This window comes from Terrabacter sp. LjRoot27 (assembly GCF_964254175.1).
GTDB lineage: Bacteria > Actinomycetota > Actinomycetes > Actinomycetales > Dermatophilaceae > Terrabacter.
In genome coordinates, this window is record NZ_CAXUSS020000001.1 from 1352626 (window position 1) to 1373483 (window position 20858).

Below are 20858 nucleotides of genomic sequence, written 5' to 3' on the forward strand. Positions count from 1 at the left end.
GTCGTCCGTGTCGTTGTCCGCCCCTCCCTCCACCGGGCAGCGACCGAACGGAACGGTCGACGCGATCGTCGTCGTGCACAACGGAGCTGCGTGGCTGGCGCAGTGTCTCGACGGCCTGGCCGCCCAGACACTGCCGCCAGCGCGGCTCGTCATCGTCGACGTCGCGAGCAGCGACACGTCGAACGCCATCGCGCGCGCCCACTCCGGCGTGCGCCGGGCGATCCCGTCCGTCGAGATCGTGCGTCTCGACGGCCGCGTGCCGATCGGGCGCGCCATCGAGTCCGGCATCGCCGCACTCCCCGTCGGCGCCGACGCCTCGTCGAGCTGGGTGTGGGTGCTGCACGACGACACCGTGCCGCGCGCCAACGCGCTGGCGCAGCTGCTCCAGGCAGGGCTCCGCTCGAAGTCCGTCGGGGTCGCCGGTCCCAAGATCGTCGCCTGGGACGACCCGCGACGGCTCGTCGAGATGGGCATCCAGATCACCCGCACGGGCCGCCGGCTCGCCTCGCCCGCCCGCGGGGAGGCCGACCAGGGCCAGTACGACCACCGCGCGGACGTCCTCGCGGTGAGCACGAGCGGCATGCTCGTGCGACGCTCCGCCTACGACGACATCGGGGGTTTCGACCCCGCGTTCGTCGAGCACGGGGCCGATCTCGACTTCGGCTGGCGGGCCCAGCTCGCCGGTCACCGCGTCATCGTCGTGCCGGGAGCGGTCGTGCGCGACGCGTCCGCCGGCATCGACGGGGAGCGGCCCGGCGTCCCCCGGCCGCGCGAGCTCGAGCGCCGCGGCCGCCGAGCCGCCAGACAGGTCACGCTGGCGCGGTGCTCACCGCTGGCCGCGCCGTTCCTGGCCGTCTGGATGGCCCTGTCCGCCTTCGTCTCGTCGCTGACGCTGCTCGTGGCCAAACGGCCGAGGCAGGCCTGGCGCGAGCTGACCGACGTCAGCGCGTTGCTGCACCCGTTCGCGACCCTCGGAGCCCGCTGGCGCGGACGCCGGACCAAGCGGCTGCGCCGCGACCACCTCGGCACGCTCTTCGTCGCGCCGGCGGTGGCTGCGCGCACCACGATCGACCACATCCAGGACGCCATCACCCCCGAGCGCACCCGCGCGCGGCGCGAGGCGGCCCTCACGACCGAGACCGGTCCCGTCGCCGACGACTCCGAGTCGCTCGACCACCTGCCCGCCTCCCTGCCCCGTCGCATCGTCACGCACCCCGGCTTCCTCGCCGTCTTCGCCGTGTTCGTCGCGACGACGGCCGCGTGGCGTGACGCCGTCCGGGCCGGGGCCCTCTCGCCCACGAACGCCGGCGTCGCCGGCGGCGAGCTGCGGCCCGTCACGACCGACGCCTCCGGCCTGTGGCACGCGTTCCGCGACGCCTGGCACGGCGCGGGACTCGGCACCGGAGCCGAGTCCGGCCCGCATCTCGCGGTGCTCTCCGCCCTGACGTGGCTCGCCGAGCGGGTCCCCGGCGTCGCCGAGAGCCGCTCGAGCGCCGGCGTGACCATCGCCTGGCTGCTCTTCCTCACCCCGTTGCTCGCGACGTGGTCGGCCTACCTCGCGGGTCGTGTCGTCACCTCCTCGCGCGTGGCCAGGGCGCTGGTCGCCCTCGCCTGGGGCACGGCAGGTGTCGCCGCGACCGGCATCTCGCAGGGCCGGGTCGGCGTGGCCGTCGTGCACGTGCTGCTGCCCTTCGTCCTCGCCGGCTTCTGCCTCGCGGCCCGCCGCGACGGCACCTTCACCGCGACCTTCGCGACGGCGCTCGCGAGCGCCGTGCTCGGGGCCTTCGCGCCGCCGCTCCTGGCGCTGTCGCTCGTGGCGGCCCTGCTGCTGCTCGTCCTCGGCCCCGGCCTGCGCCGGGCCCGCGCACTCGTGCTGCTCGTCGTGCCCACCGCGCTCCTCGGACCGTGGGTGGCGCGCTTCGTCGAGGACCCGCGTCTGCTCCTGTCGGGACCCGGCCTGGTCGCGACCTCCGACGACCGCGGCCCGTGGGGGGTGCTCGCGCACGTCCTCGGCGAGCCGGGTGCGACCAGCTGGGCCGTGTGGCTCGGTGCGCCGCTCGTCGTCCTCGGGATCCTCGGCCTCGCCACGCGCGGGCGCACCCGCGCCGAGTCCGTCGGGCTGCTCGTCGGCGGGGTGCTTGCGCTGCTCGGACTCTCCGTGGCCCTCGTCTCCGAGCGGGTCGTCCTCGGCTCTGCCGAGACGGGCGTCGGGCAGTCCGCCGCCGCCCACCTCTGGGCCGGCGTGGGCGTGCAGCTCTGGCTCGCCGGCCTCCTCGTCGGCGTGCTGGCGGGCAGCAGGCCCGTGCTCGCCTCGCTGGTCCGTCCCGGTCGTCGCTGGGGGTTTGCCGCTGCCGTCGCAGCCGCGACGCTGGCGGTCGTCCCGGTCCTGGCCGGCGCCGCTGCGTGGGGGATCCAGGGCATCGGCCGCACGCTCTCGGTCGGGCAGGCAACCCTGCCCGCCGTCGCCATCGAGCAGGGCAGTGGACCCCTGGGCAACCGCCTGCTGCTCCTGCGCCCGTCCGACGACGTCGTCGACTTCGTCCTGGCCGGCCAGGAGCCGGGCGAGCTGCTGCGCGACCTCGACCGCACGCCTGACGCCGACGACGCACCGCTCGTCGACGCCGTGGCCAACCTCGTCGGTGGCCGCGGTGCCGACTCCCTCGACTCCACCGCCCTCGCGCGCCTCGGCGTCGGGTTCGTGCAGGTGCGGGCGACGGCCGACTCCGCCCTCGCCCGCCGCCTCGACTCCTCCGAGGGGCTGAGCAGGCTCGGCACGAGCGAGCGCGGCATCCTCTGGAAGGTCCAGCCGCTGCCGGCCGCCGACGGCGGGGTCGCCGCGACCGCACCGTCACGGGCCCGGCTCGTCGACGCCGACGGCGCCCTGCTGCAGGTCGTGCCCACGTCCGGACCGCACGCCGCGGTCGACACGACGCTGCCCGCCGGCACCGCGGCCCGTCTCGTCGTCCTGGCCGAGCCCGCCGAGTGGTCCCAGCAGGCGCTCGTGACCTTCGACGGGCGAGAGCTCAGCCCCGTGGCCGGTGCCGCCCAGCCGACGTATGCCGTGCCGCCCACGGCGGGCGACCTCGAGATCGACCTCAACGCGGCCCAGCCGTGGTGGCGCCTCGCTCAGGGTCTGCTGCTCGGCTTCGTCGTCTTCATGGCCGTGCCCTTCGGCAACCGACGCTCGAGGAGGCGCACATGACGAACGTGTCCGGCATGGTCCGGGTGGGTGCCGTGGCGCTCGTCGCGGCGGGCCTCGCGGTCGGCGCGACCCGGGTGAGCGGCTCCGTCCAGCTCGCGACCCCGGGCGAGCAGGCCGGCCTGCCCGAGTCCTCCAACGTCCTGCTCGACGAGGCCTCCCTCGTGTGCCCGGGCCAGCAGCGACTCGGTGCCACCGGGCTGCGTGACGTCGAGGGCACCGTCACCGTCGCTGCGGCGACCCCCGACCAGGGCGTCGTCGCCGGTGCCCCGGCTGACGGCTCCGGCACCGTCGCGCTGCTCGGAGGCCCGTCGTCCACCGGCCTCGCCCAGAGCTCCGACCGCGGAGAGGCGGTCTCGGCCGGCACCACGGCGCCCGACGTCGTCATCGCGAGGGCGCGGGGCGCCTTCGCGCCCGGCCTCGTCGCCACCCAGGTGTGGCGTCACACCGGCGACGACGACCGTGGCCTCGCCGTGACCCCGTGCCAGCTGCCGTCGTCCGACGTCTGGCTCGTCGGCGGCGGCGCAGGCCCCTCGCGCACCGAGCGCGTCATCGTCAGCAACCCCGGCGCCAACGCCGTCTCCGTCTCCCTCGAGGTCCTCGGCCGTGGGGGACCCGTCGATGCCGCGGGCGACCGCAGCATCTCGATCCCCCCGCTCTCGCGGGAGGTGGTCTCGCTCGACGCCGTCGCGCCCGACGAGGCCGGCCCGGTCGTCCACGTCACCGCCACCGGTGGCGTCGTGTCGGCCGTGCTCGACGAGCAGTGGATCCTCGGGGCCACCGGGCGCGGCATCGACGACTCGACGCGCGCCGCCTCGCCGAGCACCGACCTCGTCGTGCCCGGGGTCGAGACGGGTGGCGGGATCTGGCTGCGCCTGGCCAACCCGGGCACCACCGAGGCCCTGGCGCAGGTGCGCCTGCTCACCGACAAGGGGGCGGTCCAGCCCGAGGCCCTCCGGGCCGTGCGCGTGCCCGCAGGCTCCACCCTCGACGTGGCCATCCCGTCCAACGCGGCTCCCATGGGTCTGGGCGTCCGGTCCGACCAGCCGCTCGTGGCGGCGGCCTGGACCGAGCGTCGCGCGACCACCGGTGACCAGATGGGCGACTTCGCCTGGACTCCCGCGACCCCGGCGCTGCGTGGCGTCGCCGGAGTCCTGCTTCCGGGACTCGACGGCACGACGAAACGCCTTCTCCTGACGGCAGGTTCGGCTCCCGCCACGGCGCAGGTGCGCCTCGGCTCCGGTGACGGTGCCCAGGTGTCCACGGTCGACGTGCCCGCCGACTCGACCGTCGCCGTCGATGCGAAGGACGCGAAGGGCGTGTGGGTGGTGCCGACGAAGGGGACGCTGCGAGGCGCTGTCTCCGTGGCCGGGGTCGACGGGGGAGTCCCGTTCTTCTCGGTGGCCTCGCTCGGCGACGCACCCGTGCGGGCCCTGTCGGTGCCGGTGCGTCAGGTGCGCAACTAGCGACCTGGGTCACCGGCGTCGGCGCCTCAGGCGCCGACGCTCACCGGCCCCGTTGGCAGCGGTCGGGAGTGGTCGGGAGCGGCCGGGAGCCGGTGGGCGGAGGGTCACTCCCCGAAGCCGGGGTCGAGCTCCTCGGGCGAGACCCCGAGCAGGCCGGCGACCTGCTCGGTGACGATGTCGGCCACGAGGGCAGCGACGTCCCGGCGGTCGGTGACGCGGGTCTCGACCGGGCGGCGGTAGACGACGATCCGCGCCGGACGGGCGCTCGTCGCCGGGTAGAGGCGCCCGAGCGGCACCTCACGGTGGTCCCACGGGGCGGGCCCACGAGGCACGTCCTCGACCGCGAACTCCACTGCGGGAAAAGCGCGCCCGCACGTCGCCTCGAGACGGGCTGCGGCGTCCAGCACGAAGTCGTCGAACTCGTCGCGGCGCGAGGTCATGGCGGGGACCGGTGGCCAGGCGAGGGGCCCCCGCCGGCCACGACCGTGCCGGTCGCGCCGACGACGACGCCCGGGCGTGCGGGGCGAGGCGGTGTCCACGTCCCCACTCTAGATCGACCCGCGCGGGGAGCGCGGACGCCACCCGGCGGCATACGTCCTCGGTCATCTCGTGCTCGGACGGCGTGGTGATTCGTCCTCTTCGGGAGGGCGGACTAGAGTCCCGGATCGTGGGTCTGACACGTGGTTGCTCGAAGACGGGATGCGCCCGTCCTGCCGTCGCGACCCTGACCTATGCCTACGCCGACCGTGCGGTCGTCGTGGGTCCGCTCGCGACGTACGCCGAGCCGCACACGTACGACCTGTGCCTCGAGCACGCCGAGCGCATGACCGCGCCTCGTGGCTGGGAGGTCGTGCGCGTGGGTGGCGACTTCCCCGAGCCGGCCCTGGCCGCCGACGACCTCCTCGCCCTGGCCGACGCCGTGCGCGAGGCCGGGCGTCCCCGCACGAGCCGCCCGGGCGAGGCCCGCACGACCTCGCGGGGCCAGGCCAACGCCGAGGCCGAGTCCGGGGCCGTCGAGTCCGGCCGCCGCGGACACCTGCGCATCCTCAAGGACTCCTGACCACTAGGGTGTTCGGCGTGCCCCACCTCGCAGACTTCGTCAAGGCCTACGACGTACGTGGAATCGTGCCCGACCAGCTCTCGCCCGACGTGGCCCACGCCATCGGCGCCGCGTTCGCCGAGGTCGTCGCCGTCCCCGACGGAGCGAGCGGGGTCGTCATCGGCCACGACATGCGCCCGAGCTCGCCCGAGCTCTCCGCGGCCTTCGCCGCCGGTGTGACCTCGCGCGGTGTCGACGTGACCGTCATCGGGCTCTGCTCGACCGACGGCCTCTACTACGCCAGCGGGGCCCTCGACCTCCCCGGCGCCATGTTCACCGCGAGCCACAACCCGGCCCAGTACAACGGCATCAAGCTGTGCCGTTCGGCGGCCCGCCCGGTCGGCCAGGACTCCGGCCTCGCCGAGATCCGCGACCTCGCCCAGTGGCTGCTCGACGGCGGCACGGGCCTCGCGCACCCGGCCGGCGGTCCCGGCTCGGTGACGACCCGCGACCTGCTCGGCGACTACGCCGCCTTCCTGCGCGGCCTCGTCGACCTGTCGGGCTCGCGCCCGCTCAAGGTCGTCGTCGACGCCGGCAACGGCATGGGCGGCCACACGGTCCCGGCCGTGCTCGGCACGGGCGGGGGCCTGCCCGAGCTGCCGCTCGAGATCGTCCCGCTCTACTTCGAGCTCGACGGCACCTTCCCGAACCACGAGGCCAACCCTCTCGACCCGGCCAACCTCGTCGATCTGCAGGCGGCCGTGCGCGAGCACGGCGCCGACATCGGCCTCGCCTTCGACGGCGACGCCGACCGCTGCTTCGTCGTCGACGCCGACGGCGAGCCCGTCTCGCCGAGCGCCGTCACCGGGCTCGTCGCGGTCCGCGAGATCCTCCGGGCCCGTGAGGGCGGCGACACCGAGGTGTCGATCGTGCACAACGTCATCTCCAGCGCCGCCGTGCGGGAGATCGTCGCCGAGCACGACGCGACCCCGGTGCGCACGCGCGTCGGACACTCCTTCATCAAGGCCGAGATGGCCCGCGCCGGAGCCGTCTTCGGCGGCGAGCACTCGGCCCACTACTACTTCCGCGACTTCTGGTACGCCGACACCGGCATGCTCGCGGCGATGCACGTGCTCGCGGCCCTCGGCGAGCAGGGCGGCCCGCTGTCCGACCTCTGCGACGAGTACGAGCGCTACGTCGCGTCCGGCGAGATCAACTCGACGGTGACCGACCAGGCCGCCGTCGTCGAGCAGGTGCGCGCCTGGGCGCAGGTGCGCGGAGCCGGCACGGACGAGCTCGACGGGCTCACCGTCACGAGCCCCGAGGGCGAGGCCCCGATGTGGTGGTTCAACGTGCGCGCCTCCAACACCGAGCCGCTCCTGCGGCTCAACGTCGAGGCCGCCGACCGTGAGACGATGCAGGACGTGCGCGACGAGCTGCTCGCCCTCATCCGGTCGGGCGCCGCCGCGAGCGACGAGACCGGGTCCACCACCGCCCAGGACGCAGGAGACGCTTCGTGAGCCACAGCCAGCAGACCATCGAGCCGTGGCTGCGCGGCATCCTCCGGTGCCCGCAGTGCAAGGGCGAGCTCGTCGACGCGGTGCACGCCGCGAGTGAGCACGCCGGGACCGAGACCGCCGAGACCGAGACCGCCGAGCTGCGCTGCGACACCTGCCACCTCGCCTACCCCGTCGAGGGCGGCGTCCCCGTCCTCCTCGTCGACCTCGCCCGCCGCACCGACGGCTGAGACCCGTGGGCGCCGTGTTCGACGAAGCCCGCCTCGACGACGAGGGCGCCCTGAGCTCCCTCGACTCCAGCGACACGCTGCGCGCCCTCGCCGGCGCCGGCGCCCAGGTCCGACGCACCGTCGCGGCCTCGGCCGAGGCCGGTCTCGACCGCCTGCGTGACGTCGAGCCCCGTGGGGTCGTCGTCGCGGCGGCCGGCGGGTCCGTCGCCGTGGCCGACCTCTTCGAGGCCGTGTCCCGCGGTGCCTCGGCGCTGCCGGTCCAGAGCTGCTCGTCGGGGTCGCTGCCCGGCTGGGTCGGGGCCCTCGACGTCGTCATCGCCGTGTCCCAGTCCGGTCGTGCAGCCGGCACGCTCGCCCTCGCCGCCGAGGCGGCGCGGCGTGGCGCCTTCCTCGTGACCGTCGGGGCGGCCGAGTCGCCGCTGTCCGAGGTGTGCGCGCGGGCCCACGGCGTGCACGTCCCGATCGCGGTCGACGGGGCGTCGTCGCGCACGTCCGTGTGGGCCCAGGCCACGCCGGCGCTGCTCGCCGCCGACGCCATGGGGATCGCGTCCGTCAGCCGCGAGACGCTCGCCGAGCTCGCCGACGTGCTCGACCGCGCGGCCACCGATGCGCGGCCGTCGTCCGAGTCGTTCGTCAACCCCGCCAAGGTGCTCGCGACCGAGCTCGCCGAGTCGACGCCCATCGTGCTCGGCGAGGGCCCCTTCGGCGACGTCACCGCGCGCCGGGCGGCCGCGATGTTCGGCCGCACGGGCCGGGTGCCAGTCGCCCACGGCGCGCTCCCCGACGCGGCGAGCCAGATCGTCGCGTGCTTCGACGGTCCCCTCGCCCCCGGCCAGTCCGGTGGCGGCGGGAGCGACGACATCTTCGCCGACCCGTTCCTCGACGGCCCGAGCCGGCCACCGCTGCGGCTCATCATGCTGCGCGACACCTCGCCGGGCGACCGGCACGGTCTCGCCGACACCGTCGTGTCCGTCGCCGAGGACGCCGGAGTCCGGGTCTCGCTCGTCGACGCCCCCGCCGCCGACCCCCTGCTGCGCCTCGCGCACCACGTGGCCCTCACCGACTTCGCCGCGACCTACCTCGCCCTCGGCTTCGGCTTCGACCCCGCGAACTCGCCCCACGTGCGCCTGCTGCGGGGCGCGCGGGGCGCCTGAGCCCCCCGCCACCACCGAGGGCGTATGCCGTGTGCCGGCCCGTCGGAGCGGACGCCGTCCCGGGTCGGTCGGGTCTCCCACGTAGGCTGCCACGGTGACGGAGCACTACGACCTGGCCATCATCGGCAGCGGCTCGGGCAACTCGCTCGTGACCCCCGACTTCGACGACAAGCGCGTCGCGATCATCGAGGGCGGGACGTTCGGCGGCACCTGCCTCAACGTCGGCTGCATCCCGACGAAGATGTTCGTCTACGCCGCGGACCTCGCGCGGGACGTGCGCGAGGCCGGCCGCTACGGCGTCGACGCCACGCTCGACGGCGTGCGCTGGGCCGACGTCCGCGACCGCGTCTTCGGGCGCATCGACCCCATCTCGGAGGGTGGGCGGCGCTACCGCGTCGAGGGCCCCAACACGACGGCCTACCTCGGGCACGCGCGCTTCACCGGTGAGCGGACGCTCACGGTCGACCTCGGCGACGGCCGCGAGGAGACCCTGACGGCCGACCAGGTGGTCGTGGCCGCGGGCGCCCACCCGGTCGTGCCCGACGTCGTCACCGAGTCGGGCGTGCCGTTCCACACCTCCGACACGATCATGCGCATCGACGCGCTGCCCGAGCGGCTCGCCATCATCGGGGGCGGCTTCATCGCGGCCGAGATGGCCCACGTCTTCGCCTCGTTCGGGGTGCACGTGACGGTCGTCGCACGGTCGTCGCTGCTGCTGCGTCACCTCGACACCGACATCGCGCGGCGCTTCACCGACGTGGCCCGCGAGCAGTGGGACGTGCGCACCGAGACGACGGTCACCGCCGTCGAGGTCGGCGCCGGGGGAGCGGGAGTGCGGCTGTGCCTCGACGACGACACCGCGGTCGACGCCGACCTGCTGCTCGTCGCCACCGGTCGCGTGCCCAACAGCGCCGGGCTCGGTGTCGATGCCGGCGGTCTGACCCTGCTCGACGACGGGCGCGTCGAGGTGGACGCCTACGGCCGCACGAGAGCCCCGGGCGTGTGGGCCCTCGGCGACATCAGCGCTCCCCACCAGCTCAAGCACCTGGCCAACGCCGAGGCGCGGACCATCGCGCACAACCTCGTGCACCTCGACGACCTGCGCCGACTGCCGCACGACAACGTGCCGTCCGGCGTCTTCAGCCACCCCCAGGTCGCCACCGTGGGGCTCACCGAGCAGGAGTGCGTCGAGCAGGGACGCGCGCACACGGCCTACGTCCAGGCCTACGGCGACACGGCATACGGCTGGGCCATGGAGGACACGACGGGCGTCTGCAAGCTCGTGGCCGACCCCACGACGGGCCTGCTCCTGGGAGCCCACCTCATGGGTCCTCAGGCGACCTCCCTCATCCAGCCGCTCGTGCAGGGGATGGCGTTCGGCACGAGGGTCCACGACCTCGCCCGCGGGCAGTACTGGATCCACCCGGCGCTCGCGGAGGTCGTCGAGAACGCGTTGCTCGGGCTGAAGCTCGACGACCCGGCCTGAGCACGTTCCCAGCCGACTCCCAGACCACCTTAGGATGACGCCATGGCAGGCGGACTCGTAGCGCTACTCGACGACATCGCGGCACTCGTGAAGCTCGCGGCGGCGTCCGTCGACGACGTGGGCGCGGCCGCCGCGAAGGCCAGCGTCAAGGCGACCGGTGTCGTCGTCGACGACACGGCCGTGACCCCGCGCTACGTGCAGGGCCTGGCGCCCGAGCGCGAGCTGCCGATCATCAAGCGGATCGCCCTCGGCTCGCTGCGCAACAAGCTGCTCATCATCCTCCCCGTGATCATGCTGCTCAGCCAGTTCGTGCCGTGGCTGCTGACGCCGATCCTCATGGTCGGTGGCGCCTACCTCGCCTACGAGGGCGCCGAGAAGGTCTGGGAGATCGTCTCGGGCCACAAGGAGGAGGAGCCCGAGCCCGGAGAGGTCGACGAGAAGGCCGTCGTCTCCGGCGCGATCCGGACCGACTTCATCCTCTCGGCCGAGATCATGGTCATCGCCCTCAACGAGGTCGACACCGAGCCGTTCGTCTCCCGCCTCATCATCCTCGTCATCGTCGCCCTGCTCATCACGGCGCTCGTCTACGGCGTCGTCGGCCTCATCGTCAAGATGGACGACGTCGGCCTGCACCTCGCCCAGCGCGAGTCGGGCGCCTCGCAGCGCATCGGCCGCGGCCTCGTCAAGGGCATGCCGAAGCTGCTCTCGGTCCTGTCGACGGTCGGCATCGCCGCGATGCTCTGGGTCGGTGGCCACATCCTGCTCGTCGGCGTCGACGAGCTGGGCTGGCACGCGCTCTACGACCTCGTCCACCACCTCGAGGAGGGCGTGGCCGGGGTGGCCGGCATCGGTGGCTTCCTCGCGTGGGTCGTCAACACCCTCGCGTCGGCCCTCATCGGTCTCGTCGTCGGCGCCGTCGTCGTCGCGGTCCTTCACGTCATCCCGCGCCGCAAGAAGCACGACGAGGCCGCGACCACGCACTGACGCGCCTGCGTGGAGCCGGCCGCTGGGCGTATCCCGTGTACTGGCCTCTCCCGGAGTCGCTGGGGAGGCCGCGGGGTCGGGTCTCCACCGCCACGCCCGTCACCTGTCCGCCGGGGCGGAGTAGGTGTGGCGGTTTCGGGTCTGGCGACTGCACCAGCTCCGCCGGGCCGGGGTAGGTGGCGCCGAGACGAGGTGTGCGCTCAGACCCCGGCGAGCTCTGGGGCGTGGCAGCGCAGGGCTCGACAGGTGATTCGAGGCCGGCACGGCGCGCGGCTAGACTGGGCGACTGCCGGCGTGGGTGATGACCCGCCAGATGAGCCCAGAGGGGCGCGCCGGGTCTGCAGACCGACGATCAAAGGAAACGATCACTCATGTCCTTCGACTACAAGGTTGCCGACCTGAGCCTCGCCGAGGCCGGCCGACACCAGCTCCGACTCGCCGAGCACGAGATGCCCGGCCTCATGGCGATCCGCGAGGAGTACGCCGAGGCCCAGCCCCTCAAGGGCGCGCGCATCGCCGGGTCGCTCCACATGACCGTCCAGACGGCCGTGCTCATCGAGACGCTCACCGCTCTCGGCGCCGAGGTCCGCTGGGCCTCCTGCAACATCTACTCGACGCAGGACGAGGCCGCTGCGGCCGTCGTCGTGGGCCCCAAGGGCAGCGCCGACGACCTCCAGGGCGTCCCCGTCTTCGCCTGGAAGGGCGAGACGCTCCCCGAGTACTGGTGGTGCACCGACCAGATCCTCACGTGGCCCGGCGGTGAGGGTCCGAACATGATCCTCGACGACGGCGGCGACGCGACGATGCTCGTGCACAAGGGCCGCGAGTGGGAGAAGGCCGGCCAGGTGCCGCCGACGACCGAGGATGACTCCGAGGAGTTCGGCGTCTTCAAGGAGCTCGTGCGCCAGACGCTGGCCACCGACCCCCAGAAGTGGACGACGGTCGCCGCCGGCATCAAGGGCGTCACCGAGGAGACCACCACCGGTGTCCACCGCCTCTACCAGCTGGCCGAGGCCGGCGAGCTGCTCTTCCCGGCCATCAACGTCAACGACGCGGTGACCAAGAGCAAGTTCGACAACACCTACGGCTGCCGCCACTCGCTCATCGACGGCCTCAACCGCGCCACCGACGTCCTCATCGGTGGCAAGGTCGCCGTCGTCGCCGGCTACGGCGACGTGGGCAAGGGCTGTGCCGAGTCCCTCCGTGGCCAGGGCGCCCGCGTCATCGTCACCGAGATCGACCCGATCTGTGCGCTGCAGGCCGCGATGGAGGGCTTCCAGGTCGCCCGCCTCGAGGACGTCGTCGAGACCGCCGACATCTTCATCACGACGACCGGCTGCTACGACGTCATCACGGCCGAGCACATGACGAAGATGAAGAACAAGGCGATCGTGGCCAACATCGGCCACTTCGACAACGAGATCGACATGGCCGGCCTCGCGCGTGTCCCCGGCATCCAGAAGACCGAGATCAAGCCGCAGGTCCACGAGTGGACGTTCACGTCGGGCAGCTCGATCATCGTGCTCTCCGAGGGGCGCCTCATGAACCTCGGCAACGCGACCGGCCACCCGAGCTTCGTCATGAGCAACTCGTTCTCCAACCAGACGATCGCCCAGATCGAGCTCTTCACGAAGACCGGCGACTACGCCAAGCAGGTCTACACCCTGCCGAAGCACCTCGACGAGAAGGTCGCCCGCCTGCACCTCGACGCCCTCGGCGTCCGGCTCACCGAGCTGACCAAGGGCCAGGCCGAGTACCTCGGCGTCGACGTCGCGGGCCCGTACAAGCCGGAGCACTACCGCTACTGAGCCCACCCGCGCCCGCCCCGCACCGGGGCGCCCGGCAACGGCGTACGGATGCCGCCCACCTCACGAGGTGGGCGGCATCCGTACGTCCGGGGGCGGGGAGGGTGCCGGGTCAGAGCGGTGCGCGGAGCAGGACGTACTCGGAGCCGCGCTGCACGACCGTCCACCGGGCCTGCTGCGTCAGCGCCTCGACGACCGGCTGGCCCTTGGTGAGCAGGGCGTAGGTGCAGCCCGTCCGGCGCACGTAGGCCTGCCAGCCGGGGGCGGCACGCTCGAAGGCGATGTGCTCCTTGACGTGTCCCGTCGCGTAGACCTCGACGCGTCCGTCGATGGTGGGTCGCACGTTCGGGTGCCGCCAGATGAGCCAGCCCCCGACGCCGTAGTCGTTGCACACGACGGTGCCCTGCGGCAGGGCCGACAGGGGCGCGTCGAGGTCGTTCGCCCCCCACGTCGGGACGGCCGCCCGGGTCGGCAGGACGAGGGCCGCGACGAGCAGTCCGAGCGCCGTGAGCCCGACGGTGAGACCGACCTCGCGCCGCGTCACGGGCTCGCGGTCCGGTGGGAGCAGGCCCTGGATGGTCGCCGCGGCGACCGGGGCGATGACGGCGGCGCCGACGGCGACGGTCCGGCTGTAGAGCAGGGCCAGCCCGATCGCCAGCCCGACGAGGAGGATGTCGGTCCAGCGGGCGCGGTGCCGCGAGCGGGCCCAGACGAGCACGACGGTGCCGGCCAGGGCGAGGAAGGCGAGGAAGCCGGGCTGCCGGAGCGACGGCGGCATCCACTCCTCGATGAACTGCGTCGTCTCGTTGACGGCGAAGGGCGACAGGAGCAGCTCGGGTCCGGTCGGTGTCACGGCGGCTGCGGCGAGGGAGGCCAGGGGCACGAGCGCGAGGCGCAGCCACTGCCGGCGGGTCACCGCACGGTCGAGCGCGATCCCGAGGAGCGCGACGACGCCGATGACGACGCCGAAGAACCACATCCCGTGGGTGCAGGCCCACACCCACGTGACGGGCACGAGCCACCACCGGGGGCGGGCGTCCGTCGCCGAGCGCAGCCACGCAGCCGTGAACGCGACGGCGAAGGCGAACGAGAGCAGGTGCGGGCGCAGCGACAGGCTCTGGCTCATCGCCACGAGCGCGACGGACGTGACGGCGGCCGAGGCGAGGAGCGAGGCCCGCGGACGGGTGGCGCGCCACAGGGTGAGGCCGATGACGGCTCCGCCGAGCGGGAGCAGCCACGCGACACCCGGCAGCCCGAGGAGCTGCTGGACGACGCTCATGAGCAGCTCGGGCAGCCACTCGTGCAGACGCCACGGCTGCGTCGACATCGTGCTCCACGGGTCGGGCCCGTTGAAGGTCCACGTCTCGCGGAGCCGGTCACCGGCAGCGAGGTGCCAGAACGTGTCGGGGTCGCTCACCGGGCGGGCGATCTGGACGACGGCGACGAGGACGACGAGGCCAGGCAGGGCCTGGCGCACGCCGAGGGGCAGCGGGCCGCGCCGTCCGCGCGGAGCAGCCTCCCGGCCTCCGTCGACAGCGCCGTCGACAGCGCCGTCGCCGCCGCCGTCGACCGAGCCGTTCCCGGGGTCGGTGTCCCGGTCGTCGTTCGGTGCCAGCTCGGCGGCCGGGGTGGTTCCCCTCGTGTCGCTCGTCACCGGGCGATCATCCCCGCTCGCCGGACGGAGCGGGGGCTTTTGGGCGGATTGGAGCGCGGCGTGGCGGGTCCCGGGAACACGTCCCGCCGTGCTCTCCCGGTGCTCGCCCGGCGCTCTCCCGGTGCTCCCCGGCGCTCCTCAAGCGCCCTCCCGTGGGAGGATCGGGGGACTCACCGACCACCCGTCTGGCAGGGACCCTCCATGAAGAAGCTCCTGACCGGTGCACTCGCACTGGCCCTCTCCGTCTCGCTCGCCGCCTGCTCGAAGTCCGTCGACCCGGCAGCCACCCCGTCCACCGCGGCCGGTTCGTCCTCGAGCGCGACCACGCCGTCCGACACGATGTCGTCCGGCACCACCGACGACACGGGCGCCACCGCCTCCGGCACGACGAGCGCGACCGCCGGGCCCGTCGACCAGTCGACGCCCGAGGCCGCGATGACCTCGTGGCTCGGCGCCATGGTCGCCGGCGACGGCAACACCGTGTGCGAGCTCATGGCCACCGGCGGCAAGGCCATCTCGAGCATCCCCGGTGCCGCCGCCGCGTGCGGCAAGACGATCACGCCGATGCTCGACCAGATCAAGGAGCTCGGGGCGGCCTTCCAGGGCCTCAAGATCAGCGGCGCCACCGTCAGCGGCAACAACGCCACGTTCGAGAGCGTCACGACCGAGCCGGCCCTCGCCGCCGACGTCGTCTCGAGCTTCAAGGCCGTCAAGATCGGCGGCAAGTGGTACGTCACGCAGAGCTGAGCGCCTGACGCCGCACCTGTCGACGAGGGGTCCCGACCACGGTCGGGGCCCCTCGTCGCGACCCGAGGGCGTATGCCGTGTGGCGCGCTCCCGGCACGCGGTCGCGGGGGCGCGCGGACGGCATACGACCCCCGGCGGGGACTCGGGAGCGTCAGCAGGTCGTCAGGCGTGTGTGATGATTTGGTCAGGACGTACGGGGCGCGTGGTCCGCGGTCCCGGGAAGGAGTGTGTCGTGAAGGGTCGGGTACTGGTCGTCGACGACGACCTCGCACTCGCCGAGATGCTCGGGATCGTGCTGCGCAACGAGGGGCTCGAGGTCACGCACGTGGCCGACGGCTCCGAGGCGGTCGGCGCCTTCCGTGAGTCGCGGCCCGACCTCGTGCTGCTCGACGTGATGCTCCCGGGGCTCGACGGCATGGAGGTCTGCCGCCGCATCCGTGCCGAGAGCGGGGTGCCCATCGTCATGCTCACCGCACGCACCGACACCGTCGACGTCGTCGTGGGGCTCGAGTCCGGCGCCGACGACTACGTCGTCAAGCCCTTCAAGCCGCAGGAGCTCATCGCCCGCGTCCGCGCCCGGCTGCGCCGCGGCGACGAGCCGGCGCCCGAGAAGCTGTCGATCGGCGACCTCGAGATCGACGTGGCCGGCCACTCCGTCAAGCGTGGCGGCGAGTCGCTGTCCCTGACTCCGCTCGAGTTCGACCTGCTCGTCGCGCTGGCGCGCAAGCCGTGGCAGGTCTTCACCCGCGAGGTGCTCCTCGAGCAGGTGTGGGGCTACCGCCACGCCGGTGACACGCGGCTCGTCAACGTCCACGTGCAGCGCCTGCGCTCCAAGATCGAGCACGACCCCGAGCGGCCCGAGATCGTCGTGACCGTGCGTGGTGTCGGTTACAAGGCCGGCCCGACCTGACATGAGTCAGCCCGCGGCCCGCACCGGACCCGCGAGCCTGGCCTCGCGGGTCGGTTCGGTGCTGCGCGGCGCGTGGCGCCGGCTGCTCCACCTGTGGCGGGCCTCCCTCGGCTTCCGCGTCGTCGTCGTGACGATGCTCCTCGGCATCCTCGTGCTCACCGCGGTCGGGACCTACCTCTACGGCTCGATCGCCCAGGGCCTCGTCGACGGGCGGCAGCGCATCGCCGCCGAGGACAGCCTGCGTGACGCGACCGACGCGCAGGGCCAGTTCGACTCGACCGACCAGACCGACACCCAGGCCAAGCTGACGCAGTTCGCGACGACGCTCATCAACACCTACCGGCGCGACGCCGGCAACGAGACGCGCTACGTCGTGCTCACGCGGTTCGACGACAACGGCTCGCCGTTCATCGTCGGACCGATCGAGAGCGGCAGCGTCGGGGTCCGGTTCATCCCGGACGAGCTGCGCCAGCAGGTCGCGGCCCAGCCCGAGCGCCAGCACCTCCAGGTCGCGACCGTCGAGCAGGGCAACGACAGCATCTCCGCCGTCATCGTCGGCCAGAAGGTCGTGCTCCCGGTGGCCGGCAACTACGGCCTCTACTTCATCTACCCGATGGACCGCGAGCGCGAGATCATCAGCTTCATCGGGCAGACGTTCCTCTTCGGCGGCGCCGCCCTCATCCTGCTCATCGGCGCCATCGCCTTCGTCGTGACGCGGCTCGTGGCCGACCCGGTGCGCCGCGCGGCCGCCGTCGCGGAGCGGTTCGCCGAGGGCAACCTCAACGAGCGGATGCAGGCCAAGGGGGAGGACGACCTCGCGCGGCTCGGCACGTCCTTCAACGGCATGGCCGCCTCCATCCAGCAGCAGATCGCCCAGCTCGAGAACCTCTCGCGCGTGCAGCAGCGCTTCGTCTCGGACGTGTCGCACGAGCTGCGCACGCCGCTCACGACCATCCGCATGGCCGGAGACCTCATCCACGACTCGCGTGGCGACTTCGAGCCCACCGTGGCCCGCTCGGCCGAGCTGCTCCGCGGAGAGCTCGACCGCTTCGAGTCCCTGCTCAGCGACCTGCTCGAGATCTCGCGGTTCGACGCCGGCGCTGCGGTGCTCGAGGTCGAGGCGAGCGACCTGCGCGCCTGCGTCGAGCGGGCCGTCGACGCGCACCGCACCCTGGCTGCCCGAAAGGGCACCCAGCTCGTGGTCAACGCACCGTCGAGCCCCGTCGTCGCCGACATGGACTCGCGGCGGATCGAGCGGATCCTGCGCAACCTCGTGTCCAACGCCGTCGAGCACGGTGAGGGCAAGCCCGTCGAGGTGACGATCGGGTCCAACGACTCCGCCGTGGCCGTGACGGTGCGCGACCACGGTGTCGGGCTCCGTCCGGGTGAGGCGGCGCTCGTCTTCACGCGCTTCTGGCGCGCCGACCCCGCGCGTGCCCGCACGACCGGAGGCACCGGACTCGGCCTCGCCATCGCTCTCGAGGACGCCCGCCTGCACGCCGGCCGCCTCGAGGCGTGGGGCGCCCGCGGCGAGGGGTCGTGCTTCCGCCTCACGCTGCCCCGCCAGGCCGACGCGACGATCACGAGCTCGCCGCTTCCGCTCAGCCCGCTCGCGGCCGAGGCCGCCCGGGCTCGCGCCGTCGGGGGAGGCGACCCGGCGGGTGGCGTGGGTGGCGCAGGTGGCGCGGGCAGCGACGGTGCGTCGGGACCGGGTCGGCCCGCCGACGACGACACGCTGCGCCTGCGCCGCATCGTCGTGGAGCGCGCGCCGTGAGAGCCCGCCGGCTGGCCGGCGTCCTGCTCGTCGCCTCGACCGCGCTCGCGGCCTGCGGCGGGCTGCCGAGCACCGGCCCGGTCGTCGAGGGGCGTGCCCTCGGCGAGGTGCTCAACGAACCGGTCCGAGTCGTCGCCGTCGGCCCGGTCGACGGTGCGAGCCAGGAGGCCGTCGTCCGCGGCTTTCTCCGGGCGGGCGAGGACACCGACGAGACCCACGCCACCGGGCGCTTGTTCCTCGCGCCCGCGTCGGTCGACCTCTGGCGGTGGTCGAGCGAGGACGTCGTCGTCTACGACGGCGACCTGACCGTGCGCCGACTGGCCGACGACACCGTCGAGGTCAGCGCGGACGCGCTCGCGCGACTGACGCCGGACGGGCGCTACGTCGAGCAGCCACCGGGCGTCCGGGAGAAGGTCACCTTCGGCCTGACGAAGGTCGGCGGTGAGTGGCGCGTCGAGCTGCCCAGCACCGGGTTCGGTCTGTGGCTCGACAACGACCAGTTCAACCGCGTCTACGTCAACCGGGTCGTGCACTACGTCACGCGTACCGGCCGGGACCTCGTGCCCGACTCGCGGTGGTTCCCGATCGGGACACGGCTCGCCACGACCCTGGCCCGCGCCCAGCTGAGCGCGGTCCCCGGCCACCTGGCGGGCGCCGTCACCACGGGTGTGCCGGCGGGCACCCGTCTGGCCGTCAACGCCGTCCCCGTCACCGGCGGGAAGGCCCAGGTCAACCTCAGCAGCGAGGCCCTCTCGGCCGACCCTGCCGCTCGCGCCGCGATGTGGGCCCAGCTGACCAAGACCCTGAGCCAGATCTCGTCCGTGAGCTCGGTGTCGCTCGCCGTCGACAGCACCCAGCTCGAGCTGCCCGGCGGCGTGACGTCGGTGTCCTCGGCCGCGGAGCTCGGCTACGACGTCGTCCCCAAGACCTTCCTCGACACCGCGCAGCTGCGCACGGGCGACGCCCTCCGGCGCTTCGACCCGCGCTACGTGCCCGACACGCAGGACGCGAAGCGACCCGACCTCAAGCCCAAGGACGGGGACATCTCGCGCATCCCCGACACGTGGCGCAGCCTCGCCCTGTCCGTCGACGGCAAGCAGGTCGCCGCCGTGTCGGCGAACCGGCGCGACCTGTCGATCTGGCGGTCCACCGAGCAGCCGAGGTCGGTCGCGCCCTTCGCGACCTCGCTCATCCGACCGGTCTACGACGCCGACGGCTACCTCTGGATCGCCGGCAGCGACGAGCAGGGTGACGACCGGATCTTCGTCCTCGACTCCGTCTCCAGCGACCCCGACTCCGCCCCGAAGCCGATCAGCACGCCGTGGCTCGGTGATCGTCGGGTCAAGGCCATCGCCGTCGCCGCGGACGCGGCGCGCGTGCTCGTCGTCACCACCGACCGGTCTGGGGGCGACGAGCAGCTCGGTCTCAGCGGCATCGTCAGGGCGACGAACGGCGAGCCGGAGGCGCTGTCGCAGCCCCTGCGCCAGGCGCAGTCCCTGACCCGTATCCAGGACGTCACGTGGCTCGACCCGATCGGCTACGCCGTGCTGGGCCAGGTGCGCAAGGGCGACGCGATGCGCGCGTGGCTCGCGACGATCGGTGCGGGCGTCGACGGCACGCGGTCGGGAGCGGCGCGTCTCAGCGCCGTGCCCGGGGCGGTGACGATCACGACGGTCGGCGGCCCTCGCGGCCTCATCATCGTCACGAGCGACAACCGGGTCCTCGCCCGGGCCGGCTCCAACTGGCCCCTCATCGAGCGCGGCAGCGACGTCCTCGTCCCCGGCGGCTGACGCCTGTTCGTCGGGCCGTCCACATCCCCCGGGACCGGCCGGTCGCCGTCCCCAGTCACGGTCGGACGCCTCGACCCGCGCGCCGTCGTGCGCTGGGCTGGACCCGTGCGAGGGCGTCGCGGGTCGGGGCAGGGGAGCCCGGCGCGCGAGGTCGGGGTCGCGGCGCTCGGGCGTTCGGTCGCGGCAGCCGTGTCGGGCGGCGTGGCCCGGGTGCGTGACAGCGACCTCGTCGACCTCGTCCTGCCGCGCGAGTGCGGCGGGTGTCTTCGTCCGGGCGCCGTCTGGTGCGCTCGCTGTCAGTCCGCCCTCGTCCGTCTGGCCTTCGGGGCGCCTGGGTCGCGGGACACGGACGGACGCTCCACCCACACGCCCGTGGCGCCGGGCGGCGCGCGCGTGCACGGCGGTGGGCCCTGGGTCGTGCCGCACCCGGTCCCGGACGGCATGCCGCCCGTGCACGCCTGGGGTGTCTACGCCGACCCGCTCCGCGCCGCCGTGTCGGCGTGGAAGGACGTGGGCCGACGCGACCTGGAGGCCGTCCTCGTGCCCCTGCTCGCCGCGTCCCTCGACGCGGCGCTGACCGGTGTCGGCTGGGACGACGGGGTCGTGGTCGTCGTCCCGGCGCCCTCCTCGCGACGCGCCGTGCGCGAGCGCGGCGACACGCCGATGACGGGACTGTGTGAGGCAGCGGTCACGCGGCTGGCCGGGCGACCCGGCCCGACGCTCCGGGTCGCGCCCGCGCTGCGCCACGTGCGCAGGGTCGAGGACCAGTCCGGGTTGGGCACGATCGAGCGCCGCGGGAACCTTGCTGGGGCACTCTCCGTGATTCCCTTGTGGCACAGCGTGATCCGGGGACGACGATGCCTGCTCGTGGACGACGTCGTGACCACGGGTGCCACCTTCGCCGAGGCGGCCAGGGCGCTGCGCACGGTCGGCGCCGGGTCCGTCGTGGGCGCCTCCCTGGCCGCCACCCAGCGCACGCGCGGGTGACCTGCGGGGTCCCGCGACGCGCTGACCTGTCCGTTGCATGTGATGTTGCAGGGGGATGCCCGGCACGCCTTCCAGTGGGCGCGTGGCCCAAGTAGTGTCGAGTCATGGACCCCCGT

Annotated in this window: 16 protein-coding genes; 14 read left to right on the top strand and 2 right to left on the bottom strand. The window is 73.7% G+C overall.

The window, feature by feature from the left end; genetic code table 11:
- The first annotated feature begins 73 nt into the window (after positions 1 to 73).
- Both ACSQ2D_RS06345 and ACSQ2D_RS06350 read left to right on the top strand, forming a co-directional pair.
- Positions 74 to 3202: a glycosyltransferase gene (locus ACSQ2D_RS06345; RefSeq protein ID WP_435985128.1), complete on the top strand. Its 3129-nt coding sequence runs from the start codon at positions 74 to 76 to the stop codon at positions 3200 to 3202.
- Positions 3199 to 4665: a DUF5719 family protein gene (locus tag ACSQ2D_RS06350; protein WP_435985129.1), complete on the top strand. Its 1467-nt coding sequence runs from the start codon at positions 3199 to 3201 to the stop codon at positions 4663 to 4665. Before ACSQ2D_RS06345 ends, ACSQ2D_RS06350 begins: the two co-directional genes overlap by 4 nt.
- A gap of 104 nt (positions 4666 to 4769) precedes the next feature.
- Here ACSQ2D_RS06350 and ACSQ2D_RS06355 read toward each other — a convergent pair whose 3' ends face one another.
- Positions 4770 to 5204 carry a metallopeptidase family protein gene (locus ACSQ2D_RS06355; RefSeq protein WP_435985130.1) on the bottom strand — a complete coding sequence of 145 codons (435 nt, stop codon included), beginning with the start codon at positions 5202 to 5204 and terminating at the stop codon, positions 4770 to 4772.
- Between the two features lie 128 nt (positions 5205 to 5332).
- On the opposite strand from ACSQ2D_RS06355, the gene ACSQ2D_RS06360 reads away from it, so the two are divergent.
- From ACSQ2D_RS06360 to ahcY, 7 genes are all read left to right on the top strand, one after another.
- A complete protein-coding gene (locus ACSQ2D_RS06360; protein ID WP_435985131.1) occupies positions 5333 to 5725 on the top strand; it encodes a DUF3499 domain-containing protein in 393 nt (130 codons plus the stop codon).
- Between the two features lie 8 nt (positions 5726 to 5733).
- Positions 5734 to 7224 (top strand): phosphomannomutase/phosphoglucomutase, encoded by a 1491-nt coding sequence (locus ACSQ2D_RS06365; protein ID WP_435985132.1) that lies wholly within the window; start codon positions 5734 to 5736, stop codon positions 7222 to 7224.
- A complete protein-coding gene (locus tag ACSQ2D_RS06370) occupies positions 7221 to 7451 on the top strand; it encodes a Trm112 family protein (protein WP_435985133.1) in 231 nt (76 codons plus the stop codon). Before ACSQ2D_RS06365 ends, ACSQ2D_RS06370 begins: the two co-directional genes overlap by 4 nt.
- A 5-nt stretch (positions 7452 to 7456) precedes the next feature.
- The gene (locus ACSQ2D_RS06375; protein WP_435985134.1) at positions 7457 to 8605 is read left to right on the top strand and encodes an SIS domain-containing protein; all 1149 of its coding nucleotides are present in this window, start codon (positions 7457 to 7459) and stop codon (positions 8603 to 8605) included.
- 94 nt (positions 8606 to 8699) lie between these two features.
- Positions 8700 to 10091: a mycothione reductase gene (locus ACSQ2D_RS06380; protein ID WP_435985135.1), complete on the top strand. Its 1392-nt coding sequence runs from the start codon at positions 8700 to 8702 to the stop codon at positions 10089 to 10091.
- Positions 10092 to 10133: 42 nt separating this feature from the next.
- Positions 10134 to 11075: a DUF808 domain-containing protein gene (locus tag ACSQ2D_RS06385; protein WP_435985136.1), complete on the top strand. Its 942-nt coding sequence runs from the start codon at positions 10134 to 10136 to the stop codon at positions 11073 to 11075.
- A gap of 371 nt (positions 11076 to 11446) precedes the next feature.
- Positions 11447 to 12883 carry an adenosylhomocysteinase gene (gene ahcY, locus ACSQ2D_RS06390; RefSeq protein WP_435985137.1) on the top strand — a complete coding sequence of 479 codons (1437 nt, stop codon included), beginning with the start codon at positions 11447 to 11449 and terminating at the stop codon, positions 12881 to 12883.
- A 109-nt stretch (positions 12884 to 12992) separates the two neighbouring features.
- Here ahcY and ACSQ2D_RS06395 read toward each other — a convergent pair whose 3' ends face one another.
- Positions 12993 to 14534 (bottom strand): hypothetical protein, encoded by a 1542-nt coding sequence (locus tag ACSQ2D_RS06395; RefSeq protein WP_435985138.1) that lies wholly within the window; start codon positions 14532 to 14534, stop codon positions 12993 to 12995.
- A 201-nt stretch (positions 14535 to 14735) separates the two neighbouring features.
- On the opposite strand from ACSQ2D_RS06395, the gene ACSQ2D_RS06400 reads away from it, so the two are divergent.
- From ACSQ2D_RS06400 to ACSQ2D_RS06420, 5 genes are all read left to right on the top strand, one after another.
- Positions 14736 to 15281, top strand: coding sequence for a hypothetical protein (locus tag ACSQ2D_RS06400; RefSeq protein ID WP_435985139.1), 546 nt, complete (start codon positions 14736 to 14738; stop codon positions 15279 to 15281).
- Positions 15282 to 15513: 232 nt separating this feature from the next.
- Complete coding sequence (gene mtrA, locus ACSQ2D_RS06405; RefSeq protein WP_435985140.1) at positions 15514 to 16191, top strand: MtrAB system response regulator MtrA; 678 nt, start codon at positions 15514 to 15516, stop codon at positions 16189 to 16191.
- A 1-nt stretch (position 16192) separates the two neighbouring features.
- Entirely contained in the window at positions 16193 to 17965 is a 1773-nt protein-coding gene (gene mtrB, locus ACSQ2D_RS06410) for an MtrAB system histidine kinase MtrB (RefSeq protein ID WP_435985141.1), read from the top strand.
- Complete coding sequence (locus ACSQ2D_RS06415) at positions 17962 to 19755, top strand: GerMN domain-containing protein (RefSeq protein WP_435985142.1); 1794 nt, start codon at positions 17962 to 17964, stop codon at positions 19753 to 19755. Before mtrB ends, ACSQ2D_RS06415 begins: the two co-directional genes overlap by 4 nt.
- A 105-nt stretch (positions 19756 to 19860) precedes the next feature.
- Positions 19861 to 20742, top strand: coding sequence for a ComF family protein (locus ACSQ2D_RS06420; protein ID WP_435985143.1), 882 nt, complete (start codon positions 19861 to 19863; stop codon positions 20740 to 20742).
- Positions 20743 to 20858 lie beyond the last annotated feature (116 nt).